The organism is Pantoea sp. Pa-EAmG (assembly GCF_030024295.1).
GTDB lineage: Bacteria > Pseudomonadota > Gammaproteobacteria > Enterobacterales > Enterobacteriaceae > Pantoea > Pantoea dispersa.
Genome location: NZ_JASEWO010000150.1, coordinates 1 through 11,401 on the forward strand (window position 1 = coordinate 1; position 11,401 = coordinate 11,401).

Below are 11,401 nucleotides of genomic sequence, written 5' to 3' on the forward strand. Positions count from 1 at the left end.
ATAATCAACTCGATTTCATGCAAGGCAAAGCGCGGGATCAAAGTCACGAGTTCTTTTACTGGAGTGACGATGGAGACTTACTGGCAATGCGTTATGGCCGCTGGAAAGCCCACTTCATGATTCAGGAACATACCGGACTGGATCTGTGGAAATACCCGTTCACTAAACTGCGCACGCCGCTGATCTTCGATCTTGAGATTGACCCACTGGAACGCGGTGATGATGGCATGGACTATAACCACTGGTTCTATGACCGTTTGTTCCTGCTCGGTGGTGCACAAAAATATGCCGCCGAAATGCTGCAAAGTTTCAAAGAGTTCCCTCCGCGACAAAAACCTGGCTCCTTCACAGTTTCTGATGTGCAGAAACTGATTAATGAAGGCAGTCCGGCCACTAACTAAGCTCGCCGATGACAACCGGGCACGCGCGTGCCCGGTTAATGGAGGTTGCGATGAAACACAGCACCACGCTGGCGTTGCGCCCATTGCCCAGCGCCAACAAATACAATGGTAAAGGTCCAGCTTACACCCGACGTTTTCATGTGATGGCCAAACCTACGGGTTCTCGCTGCAATATTGACTGCAACTACTGTTTTTATCTGCACAAAGAACAACTGCTTCACCAGGATCACAGCGTCATGAGCGATGACGTGTTGGAAGCCTATATTCGCCAGTATATTGAGGGGCAGGATGGAGACCAGGTGGTATTTTCCTGGCAAGGCGGTGAACCTACGTTGATGGGATTAGCCTGGTTTGAAAAAGTCGTCGAACTCCAACGGCGATATCAAAAGCCCGGACAGCGAATCGAAAACGATCTGCAAACCAACGGTATTCTCATCAACGACAACTGGGCGCGGTTTCTTAAACAGCATCATTTTCTGGTGGGATTATCCATTGACGGTCCACAAGAGCTGCATGATCGCTATCGCCTGACTCGCAGTGGTAAGCCCACTTTTGAGAAAGTAATGGAAGGTGCTGCAGCGCTGAAACGACATGGCGTCCCTTTCAATGCATTGGTAACTGTTAATCGGACTAACGCGCGTTTTCCGCTGGAGGTGTATCGTTTTCTGACACGTGAACTCGGCGCAACCTACATCCAGTTTAATCCCTGTGTCGAACCGGTGGATTTCAAACATACCGCCCCACAATTCTGGCGCGATGATAGCATCCCGATGACAGGTAGCCGGCGAGCAAAACCCGGCGATCTGGACTCGATTGTTACCGATTGGTCAGTTGATCCTGACGATTGGGGAAAATTTCTTATCGCGACGTTTGAAGAGTGGGTCAATAACGATTTAGGCCGCGTGCAGGTCAATCTGTTTGAAACAGCCGTTGCGCAGACCATGGGGATGCCTGGACAGATCTGCGTGACCTCGGAGTTTTGTGGCAAAGGCCTGGCGATTGAGAAAAACGGTGATATCTACTCATGCGATCACTATGTTTATCCCGAATATCAACTCGGTAACCTGAAACACACCAAACTCAGCCGTATGGCATTTTCCGAGCGGCAGAAAGCCTTCGGTATGGGAAAACGCGATACGCTACCTTCTGCGTGTAAACGCTGTCCTTATCTCAAATTGTGTTGGGGAGAATGCCCGAAGAACCGCATCGTGCGCAGCGAAGAAGGTGAACTCGGCTTGAACTACCTCTGCCCTGGTATTAAGGCCTTCTTTAACTTCGCACAACCCATTCTGGTGGGCATCGCCTCGCTGCTGCAGCCGCAACAACGGGAGGCGGAGCATGACACTACGCGATAAGTTTCTGGCGCTGGAAGTCAGCATGAATCAGCAGGTTTTAGGCCAGCAGGAGCTCGTTCGCATGCTGATCATCTCGCTGTTATGTGATGGACATGTGTTACTGGAAGGTTTACCCGGGTTGGCGAAAACCCGCGCCGTACGTGAACTGGCCAGTCATATCGAGGGAGAATTTAAGCGCATCCAGTTTACTCCCGACTTGCTACCCTCAGACATTACCGGGAGTGAAATTTATCAACAAAACGCCGTTCGGGAAGAGGACCAATTCCGTTTCCGTCCCGGTCCGGTGTTTGGCAATTTGATCCTCGCAGATGAGATCAATCGCGCTTCTGCTCGCGTGCAATCGGCATTGCTGGAAGCAATGGAAGAGCGGCACGTCACGGTTGCCGGTAAAAGTTGGCCCCTGCCAGGCGTATTCATGGTACTGGCTACGCAAAACCCGGTCGATCAGGAAGGGACCTGGCCGTTACCCGAGGCCCAGTTAGATCGGTTTTTAATGAAAGTACGGGTGGATTACCCGTCAAAAGAGAATGAGCAACGCGTCATGCAATTAGTGCGCGCTGAGCAACAGGCTAAGTATTTGGGCGTGGCCGCGACGGATAAAAAACGTGATGAGCCACGTTTAAGCCAGCAGGATATCGCCGCTTGCTGGCAGGCAATTTCCGATGTGTATGTTGCTCCCACGGTTGAAAACTACATCGTTTCATTAGTAGAGATGACTCGCCAGACGGCGCGGGTCAGTGAAACTTTTGCCAGCTATGTTGCGTTGGGTATAAGCCCGCGCGGTACGCTGGCGCTTGATAGAACCAGTCGGGCGCAAGCGTGGCTGGAGGGCCGGGATGCAGTGTTACCACAAGATGTTCAGCGTGTTGCGCCTGCGGTTCTGCGTCACCGTCTTTTATTGAGTTATCAGGCAAATGCCGACCGCATGAGTGCTGATCATGTGGTCCAAATGTTGTTAGACGCAGTGGTGGCCTGATGAGCGAGGCCATCACAGTGACCCTGCCCGGCTTATTATCACTCGCCACCGAGGCTCAAAAGCTTCAGAATCCACCGGGCCAGTTGCCGCCAACGGCGATGGCTGGAGAACGAGTGTCACGACAACAAGGGCGTGGCCTTAACTTCGATAGTCTACGGCGTTATCAACCCGGTGACGATGTTAGGCTCATTGACTGGCAGGCTACGGCGCGGCTGCGTTCACCGTGGATACGTCTCTACAATGAAGAGAAAGAGCGCCCTGTATTCCTGCTGATCGATCAGCGTTTGGATATGTTTTTTGCCACCCAAGGGCAAATGAAATCCGTAGCGGCAGCCAATATCGCTGCACTGCTGGCATGGAGAAGTTGGCACGATGGTGATCGGCTAGGCTTTGCGTTGTTTGATGATCAGTCTGTCGCACTACAACGTTGCCGTTCAGCCAAATTCGCGTTGCATCCCTTACTCTCGGATATTGTCCGTTTTAATCAGGCTTTAGCGCCAGGCTATGCGCAAGAGCCTGTATCTTCGCTGCCATTACATGAGGTGCTGCAGCGCACAACCAGCCTGATTCCTGCTGGCACCTGGATGGCGTTGATCAGCGATTTTCACGATCTGGATAGCCAAAGCGAGGCTTTGATTGCAGTACTGCGCCGGCGTTGTGAAATCACCGCTTTCGTTGTGCTTGATGACCTTCATCTCCGCCTGCCCGCTCGGGGAAATCTGGCGGCCCGCTATCAACATCAGCACGTTTCTTTTGCACTAAGCCCAGCTTTGCGCGAGCAAATTAAACAAAGTGTTAGCGCGCGCCTGTCACATCAGCAGAACCGCTTATCCCGGCTGGGCGTTGACGTTCGCCATATCGTGGTCGGAGAACCCCTCATGGCGCAATTACATCGGGGAGATGATCATGCTGGCAAAAGGCTTTAGTGTTCCCACACTACAACATCCCGAATTGCCGTCTGCTGTTTCATGGTTCCCTTTGCCCGAGGGTTGGTGGTGGCTGCTCTCGGTGATGCTAATTTGTCTGATGGCATTTTTACTGGTGAGAGCTGCACGCTGGTATCGAAATCGCTGGCGCCGTGAAGCACGAACACTGCTGCATCATGTTGAGGATGCTGACAGTTGGTTGAATCTAATCAAACGGATTCAGCTGGTGCATCATCCGCGTGCGCTTATCAGCGAGCAGAGTGAGCCGGAATCCATACTCGCCGAGCTTCCCCTGACGGAATCACTCAGGCAGCAACTCTGCCGGCGTTATTGCCAGGCGGACAATCACCTGAGCAGCGCAGATAACCAGCAATTGCGTCAACAGATACAACGCTGGCTGGAGGCGCTGCCCGATGTCTGAGTGGATGAGCCGCGTTGATTTTGCCTGGCCATGGGTATGGCTGTTACTCCCAATACCGTTATTGGGTTACTTTCTGCCACCCACAAAACCGCCTGTCGCGCAGGAAGTTCGTGTTCCTTTTCTTCCCGTTTTAATCGAAGAATTACAACTGGATACGCCGGTTCCCGACAGGAATCGAAGCCTGTCACTGCTGTTTTGGTTGAGCTGGTTGCTGATGATCTGCGCACTGGCGCGCCCCGAATATCTTTTGCCCCCTCAGGTACAGACTAAACCGATGCGCAATCTGGTTCTGATACTGGATGTGTCGGGTTCGATGGAGAAGAACGATGCAGGTGGCGGCATGACACGTTTGCAGGCGGTACAACAATCGGTGCGCCAGTTTGTGCAGCAACGCAAAAAAGATCGTATTGGCCTGGTGATCTTTGGTTCGAGCGCCTGGCCGTTTGCTCCGATCAGTGAAGACAAAGAAGCGTTGCTGGCACGGTTACAACAATTATCGCCCGGTATGGTCGGGCAGCAAACGGCGATCGGGGATGCGCTGGGTGTGGCCGTGAAGTTGCTCGACAGTTCACTCGAACAGGACGCCAGCCGTATGGCAATTATGCTTACCGATGGCAATGACACCGCATCACAATTGCCTCCCGCGATGGCGGCGCAATTGGCAGCTTCTCATCATGTACAGGTTGATACCATTGCCTTTGGTGACCCAGCCGCGGGTGGCGAAGACAAAGTGGATGTCGCCCTGATGCAAAGGCTGGCTCATACAACCGGGGGGAATGCTTTTCAGGCTGTAACTTCAGGTGTGGCGCTGCAAAGCGTGTGGCGAACCATTGATGCCCAAACCCCAGCACAAGTCAAAACCCTAGGTTTCGCGCTGCGACAACCCCTCTTTATCTGGCCACTGGCCATGAGTATGTTGCTCATGCTGCTCATCACTTTCATCAGTCAGATTAGGGAGCGTAGATGATGAACGCATTCCACATATTGCATCCCTGGTGGTTAACAGGATTGCCATTGTGCCTGGGGCTGGCATGGTGGTTGCGCAGAACGGATAGTCAGTGGCCACGCATTCTGGCAAAACCCTTTCATCTCTTGATTATCGGAAAGCGCCTGCCTGCTCGTGCCCTATTGCCGTGGTTGCTGGCAACGGGATTCGTCGCGCTTGCTGGACCCAGTTGGCACAAACAGCCGCCTGCGGGCGAATCCCCTCAAAGTAATGTCATGGTGATTCTGCAACAGGATCTCAGCATGCTGGCACAGGATCTGCCTCCTAATCGCCATGAACGCATGCAACATAAGCTGACGATACTGATGCAGCAACTCCCAGGAAGTCGTTTTGGTCTGGTGGTTTACAGGGCTGGAGCCTGGCTGACAACGCCAATGACCACCGATCCGACCTTTTACACCCTATTCTTACAAGCCCAACAACCCACGTTACTCCCTGACAGTGACGGTGATGGATTGCAGCCAGCATTGGCGCTGGCAGAAAAAAACCTACCCGCCTCACCCCGTTCGATACTGTTAATCGCAGATTCCCTGAGCGCGGCGGATGTGAGTTTGCTCAATAACACGACTTTGCCCATTCAGCTTTGGGTACCAGGAACCGCTCGCGGAGGTGCATTACCTGAAGCGCTTGCTCAACGTGGTATCGATACCCGCCTGAATGTGGCCCGGTTCAAGCAAATTCAGCAGCACGGGTTGCCCGTGACACTGGCAACCATCGATGATGATGACCTTGTCAGCATACGGCGTCACATTCGGCAAACTGTTGTTGCTCAGCAGAATGATCGCGTGGATCTGCCCTGGCATAACAGTGGATATTTATTGATCCCTTTGATGTTGCTGTTGTCGCTGCTATGGCGCCGGCAAGTTGTCGCTGCGTGGGTCATCCTGCCATGGATTTGGATTGCACCTCCGGCACACGCCAGTCTGATAGATCGTTTTATTAGACCTGATATGCAAGGTCAGCAGGCCTTCAAGCGTGGAGATTACACATCCGCTGCCCGGCATTATCAGGATCCCTTAAGACGTGGCATCGCCCTCTATTATGCGGGGGATTTCGCCGGGGCCAGCGCCGCTTTTCGTCTTGTCCCACCGACCCCGGAATCTCTGTTGTGGGCCGGTAATTGTGAAGCCCAACTAAAACACTGGCAGCAGGCATTGAATATATACGATCAGGCACTCAGCCTTCGTCCTGGCTGGCCTATGGCACAGCAGAATCGCGCCAGTATTGCAAAAATTGTCATGCAGTTAAGGCAGAAAGAACGCGACCGCCAGGATGCCCAGGGAAAAGAGCAGGAAGAGAGTGCGGATGCGATCAAAAAGGATCTGGCGAAAAATCAGGGCGTCATGCAAAAAGATATGCAGCCCTTGCAGCAAGCGTCCCCTCAGATTAATCAGTGGTATCAAAATTTAATCCTCTCTCCCAGCGGGCTCCTCGAAAATCTGTACCATTCGGAGGCGCCATGAAACTGCTCTTATTGTGCTTGTTTATTCTGGCCTTTCCCGCGCGTGCGGCGATGGATGTTACACGTGAGTTAGTGGTGCCCGATCAACTCGTACCGGGTCAACCCCTGCGTGTTGCCATCACTTTTTGGACGGATAGCTGGTTCAATCCCCCACCTCAGTGGCCTGATTTTCCAATCGAAAATGGCAATTTACTGCCCACACCTATTCCTAATCAGTTAGTCAGCAAGACAGAACAAGGGTTGAGCTGGAGTGGTGTGCGTATGGAACGTCAACTCATGGCCTGGGATCAGGGAAAATTACGTCTCCCAGAGTTGGATATTACGCTGCAATCTGCCGGCCAACCGCCGAAAACAGCACAGCTGCCGCAGCTGGAAACAACGGTTAATTGGCCAACTGATGTCGAACAACCTGATAGATTTTTACCTGCAAGTGCCCTTTCACTGACGCAAAAAGTGACGTTTTATCGCGCGCAAAGGGATCAAACTCTGCATGTTGGTGATGTTGTTGAACGTCAGGTAACGCTGCAGGCACATGATGTCATTGCTGCACAAATTCCGCCGATACTGGCTGACTTACCAGGCCCCACCACACAAAAACTGATCACACTTAATTCGCCTCTGATTGAAGGCAGGGATGAGATTGTCGGTAGCCAACATATTGAACGGCTGCGCTATTTACCCGACACCCCCGGTTCACTTGATTTACCCGCAGTCAAGCTGCGCTGGTGGAATACTTCGCAACATCAATGGCGACTCGCTGAGTTGCCCGCGATCCGTTACACCATTTTGCCTGCACGGGCGGCGGGTAGTGAAATGACCTTGCAATCGTCCCATTCGCTGACAGCCTGGCAACTGTGGACGATCACCCTTCTGCTTCTCGGCATGGTCGTGCTGGTTTGGTTTACCCGGCGATGGATATGGCGCGCGGCTCTGTTCGCTTTTCACATGTGGCGGCATCTATGGCACGTCACTGCCCTCCCTTTATTGGTCCCACAGAACAGGAAAAGGTTATGAAGGGAAAATTATTATTAGCCTCATTATTGCTATGGGGCTCAGCTGTCCAGGCAGACGATCTTTCTGCATGGCGTGACTCCGCTGCGAAGCGAGCTATCGTACAGTGGGTTCAGGAAACGACAGCGCCTGGTAGCCGCGCCTTCATTCCTGTTAATGAACGTTATGTGGTCTTTGATAATGACGGCACGCTCTGGCCGGAAGCCCCTCTCACTTTCCAATTACAGTTTGCGGTTGATGAAGTGAAGCGGCTCGCGCCTTCCCACCCGCAATGGCAGCAAGATCCCATGGTTCAGGCCGTCCTGTCAGATGATAAAGCGGCATTAGAAAAAGCCGGGAAACAGGGGCTGCTGAAATTACTAACCCTGACGCACTCCGGAATGACCACGGATGAATTCGCCCAGCGCGTAGCGCAATGGGTTGATACGCACCGCCATCCCCGTTTTGGCTGCCGTTACGACACCTTGAGTTACCAGCCGATGCGTCAGTTGCTGGACTACCTGCGTAGAAACGGATTTAAAACATGGATTGTGTCGGGTGGTGGCGTCGATTTCATGCGTGTACTGGCTGAAAAAATGTATGGGATACCACCGGAACAAGTGATCGGAACATTCTCTTTGTCCGAATTTAGCTTGAGTGAAAACGATACGCAATTACGTAAAACCATGCACGGCGCGTTTCTTGACGACGAGGCCGCAAAACCTGTAGCGATCCACCTTTTTATGGGCCATCGCCCAGTTGCAGCGTTTGGTAACAGTGACGGTGATGTGCCAATGCTGCAATACACTTCATCCAATCCGAAGATGAAAACATTGGGCCTACTGATACATCACACTGATCCCGCTCGGGAATACGGCTATGACGCACATCCGCATGCCAGCGGTAAATTGGTCTCTGGACTAACACTTGCCCCGCGCTATGGCTGGGTCGTTGTTGACATGCATCACGACTGGCAAACGGTATTTGATCCTACACTGTGTAAACCTGAATAACGCCGCTGGAGGCTCTATGTTTCGGAAGATCAGCGCTTGCTCACTATTGGTAATGCTCCCATTTCTGACACTGGCGAAATCACCCTATAGCAATCTGTCCTATGCGTTGCGTGAGCAGCAGATTATCACCGACCTGCGTAACCACTGCCATCTGGCGCAAGATATTCCTGATGAACGCATTAAGCAGGTATTTTTAAATAGCTCAGAAAATCACGACGCAATTGTGAACGCGGCTGATGCGCTGAAAAAGAATAATCAAACAACCTATCATCAACATATTAAACAGGTCAGTTGTCCAAAACTGGCGATGTTTTCGGGCGTTGAACCGTAGCGTTACGTTGGGGTGCTGAGTTATGCAACGCATCATACTGTTGTTGATCTGCCTGGTCGCTTCGACAAACGGCGCCTGGGCGGCTGAACCGCGGCAGGCCCCAACGCCGCAGGAGCGTGCCCGAACACTGATATTACTTAACCAACCGATTGTCATGCTGCAGGCGACCTTTGGCTTGACGACACCCGAAGAACGAATTAAACGGATTGTCGGCAATGTCCGTGCATTAAGTGACGAACATCTAACACATCCGGTTGAGATTGAAACGCTTCATCGTTACCAGCAACAAGTCGTTTTATTTACCATCAACAACAAACCTTTTATGTTACTGGCCGAGCAGGACCTCGATGAAGGTGATGATTTGACACTTAATCAGGCGGCGCAGCATGTGCAGATGCGTTTCGAAAATTTACGCCATGCCCTGATACAACAGTATTCTAGCCACTATCTCCTAATATCAGCGGGTAAAAGCCTACTTGGGCTAGCCAGTTTACTACTGTTGATCGGTGGCGTAGTCGGTGCTAATCGTCTGATGTCACGTCGTCTCCAGATTCAGGCCTTGAATTCTGAAGTAAGCGTGTTTCTCCCATTACGGCAAATTCTAAGATCGATAATGCGGCAATCCCTGAACATTTTGTCACTCCTCTTCGCGTTAATTGTGACTTATATCTGGCTGAGTTGGACACTGCGGCTATTCCCCTGGACGCGGACCTGGGGACAGGATTTAGGTGACTACGCGATGGCGCTGTTGCAGGGGATTGCGCTGACCTTACTGGCAGCATTACCGGGGTTGACCGTGGTCGCGGTGATTTTCCTGATCACTGCTGGCATCATGAAGTTGATTAATCTTGCTTTGACGCGTATCGAGCATGGCAAACTGAGAGTCGCTGGTTTTCACCCAGAAACCTTAGGCGTCACGCGTCGATTGATTGGGCTGGCCATTTGGTTGTTGGCATTGTCAGCCGCTTATCCTTTCTTGCCGGGCGCTAACACTCTGGCATTTAAGGGGATCAGCGTTTTCTTCGGCCTAATGCTAACGCTGGGATCGGCCGGAGTGATGAATCATGCCATGAGTGGATTGGTGCTCACTTACTCACGCGCGTTGCGTAAGGGCGATATCATTCGTATCCTTGAGCATGAAGGTGTAGTGACAGATGTGGGAATTTTGGCGACAAAAATTCAAACACGAGAAAATTACGACGTCACCATTCCCAACGCAGTGGTCGTAAGTGGCAAAATCATCAATCTCAGTAGCGCATCGGCAGGTAAAGGACTAAATCTCACCACGTCGGTAACCATTGGCTATGATGTGCCCTGGCGCCAGGTTCACGCCATGCTACAACTGGCCGCCAGCAGAAGTGATTGCGTGAGCGCGTTAACTGCGCCGCTAATCAGGCAGTTAGCGTTGCAGGACTGGTACGTGAATTATGAATTGCAGGTGAGTTTGCTACCGGGCACTGCATTGTCCGCTGCACGCACAGAACTTCATAGCCAAATTCAGGACGTATTTAATGAATATGGCGTCCAAATCATGTCACCTAACTTCATTAGCCAGCCCGATCATCCTGTTGTCGTGCGTCGTGAAGCCTGGTTTACGCCACCGGCTTCTTCCTCTGATTTAAGCTGATGTGCGATTCCGTCCACCTTTTTTTGCCCGATACAGCGCCGCATCGGCTGCGGCAATGAGCTCGTTGACTGCCACACCGCCCGCTGAAGCTGCAATTCCGATACTCATCGTCACATGCTGACTGACTTCGGAGGCCGCGTGAGGTATCGCTTTTACAAGCAATTGTTGCTGGATGCGTTCGGCGACCAGCATAGCCTGCTGCTGATTAGCATCCGGCAACACCAGCGCAAACTCTTCGCCACCGTAACGAGCGACTAAATCTTCAGGCGTACGTATGGCCAGTTTTAGCACAGTAGCGATCTGACGCAGACAATCATCCCCCAACTGATGACCGTAATGATCGTTAAAGCGTTTGAAGTAATCGACGTCGAGCATCATTAGCGCAAAAGATTGATGCTGATCCACCATCAACGTCAGGTAATCATCCAATACCCGGCGATTGGCTGTGCCCGTCAATCCATCCTGATGCGCCTGAAGTTCAAGGCGTGAGATTAATAATTGGTTTTCACTGTGTCGCTGCCAGGCTTCGTCAAACCAGCGTTGCAGCAGGAATCGTCCGGTAAATAAAATAATGCTGAAGAACAACCACACAACAAGAAAGCGCATATTCACGCCGTCATTACGATGAAGGCTGGCGACGAACAAGGTCAACCACAACGGTGTGATAAACAGTAATAAACCCGCCGGAAAAAAATAGAGTGCCACCAGTGCGGTGAGCATCAGGATAATGCAAAAAGGATAGGCAAAAGCTAACTGCCACTCGGCGATAAAGTAATAGGCACATATTGACCACAACACACTTTGCCAGCAAAGCAGAATCGCAATCGTTAACTGTATTATATGGCGTGAAAACATGCGCACATAACCCGCCACGCAGGCGGCCAGTGCGAAAA

11 protein-coding genes and 1 pseudogene are annotated in these 11,401 nt (G+C 51.8%); 11 read left to right on the top strand and 1 reads right to left on the bottom strand.

Annotation, left to right across the window (positions count from 1 at the left end):
• The 11 genes and pseudogenes from QMM04_RS17295 to QMM04_RS17345 all read left to right on the top strand — a co-directional run.
• Nucleotides 1-401 (top strand): annotated as a pseudogene (locus QMM04_RS17295) (arylsulfatase); the annotation flags it as partial.
• Between the two features lie 50 nt (nucleotides 402-451).
• On the top strand, nucleotides 452-1,756 hold the full coding sequence (locus QMM04_RS17300; RefSeq protein WP_282996606.1) for an anaerobic sulfatase maturase: 1,305 nt from the start codon (nucleotides 452-454) through the stop codon (nucleotides 1,754-1,756).
• Nucleotides 1,740-2,732 carry a MoxR family ATPase gene (locus tag QMM04_RS17305; RefSeq protein WP_282996607.1) on the top strand — a complete coding sequence of 331 codons (993 nt, stop codon included), beginning with the start codon at nucleotides 1,740-1,742 and terminating at the stop codon, nucleotides 2,730-2,732. The genes QMM04_RS17300 and QMM04_RS17305 overlap by 17 nt, the downstream gene beginning before the upstream one ends.
• On the top strand, nucleotides 2,732-3,658 hold the full coding sequence (locus QMM04_RS17310) for a DUF58 domain-containing protein (RefSeq protein ID WP_282996608.1): 927 nt from the start codon (nucleotides 2,732-2,734) through the stop codon (nucleotides 3,656-3,658). The genes QMM04_RS17305 and QMM04_RS17310 overlap by 1 nt, the downstream gene beginning before the upstream one ends.
• Nucleotides 3,639-4,079 carry a DUF4381 domain-containing protein gene (locus QMM04_RS17315; RefSeq protein WP_282996609.1) on the top strand — a complete coding sequence of 147 codons (441 nt, stop codon included), beginning with the start codon at nucleotides 3,639-3,641 and terminating at the stop codon, nucleotides 4,077-4,079. Before QMM04_RS17310 ends, QMM04_RS17315 begins: the two co-directional genes overlap by 20 nt.
• Nucleotides 4,072-5,046: a VWA domain-containing protein gene (locus QMM04_RS17320; protein WP_282996610.1), complete on the top strand. Its 975-nt coding sequence runs from the start codon at nucleotides 4,072-4,074 to the stop codon at nucleotides 5,044-5,046. Before QMM04_RS17315 ends, QMM04_RS17320 begins: the two co-directional genes overlap by 8 nt.
• Nucleotides 5,046-6,548, top strand: coding sequence for a VWA domain-containing protein (locus QMM04_RS17325; protein WP_282996616.1), 1,503 nt, complete (start codon nucleotides 5,046-5,048; stop codon nucleotides 6,546-6,548). Before QMM04_RS17320 ends, QMM04_RS17325 begins: the two co-directional genes overlap by 1 nt.
• Nucleotides 6,545-7,561 carry an oxygen tolerance domain protein gene (locus tag QMM04_RS17330; protein ID WP_282996611.1) on the top strand — a complete coding sequence of 339 codons (1,017 nt, stop codon included), beginning with the start codon at nucleotides 6,545-6,547 and terminating at the stop codon, nucleotides 7,559-7,561. The genes QMM04_RS17325 and QMM04_RS17330 overlap by 4 nt, the downstream gene beginning before the upstream one ends.
• Complete coding sequence (locus QMM04_RS17335; RefSeq protein ID WP_282996612.1) at nucleotides 7,558-8,550, top strand: HAD family hydrolase; 993 nt, start codon at nucleotides 7,558-7,560, stop codon at nucleotides 8,548-8,550. The genes QMM04_RS17330 and QMM04_RS17335 overlap by 4 nt, the downstream gene beginning before the upstream one ends.
• Before the next feature lie 16 nt (nucleotides 8,551-8,566).
• Nucleotides 8,567-8,881, top strand: coding sequence for a YicS family protein (locus tag QMM04_RS17340; RefSeq protein WP_282996613.1), 315 nt, complete (start codon nucleotides 8,567-8,569; stop codon nucleotides 8,879-8,881).
• 22 nt (nucleotides 8,882-8,903) lie between these two features.
• A complete protein-coding gene (locus tag QMM04_RS17345) occupies nucleotides 8,904-10,508 on the top strand; it encodes a mechanosensitive ion channel domain-containing protein (protein WP_282996614.1) in 1,605 nt (534 codons plus the stop codon).
• On the opposite strand, the gene QMM04_RS17350 is transcribed toward QMM04_RS17345, so the two are convergent.
• A partial coding sequence (locus QMM04_RS17350) for a GGDEF domain-containing protein (protein WP_282996615.1) occupies nucleotides 10,500-11,401 on the bottom strand: 902 nt, incomplete at its 5' end. The two genes, QMM04_RS17345 and QMM04_RS17350, sit on opposite strands and share 9 nt — an antisense overlap.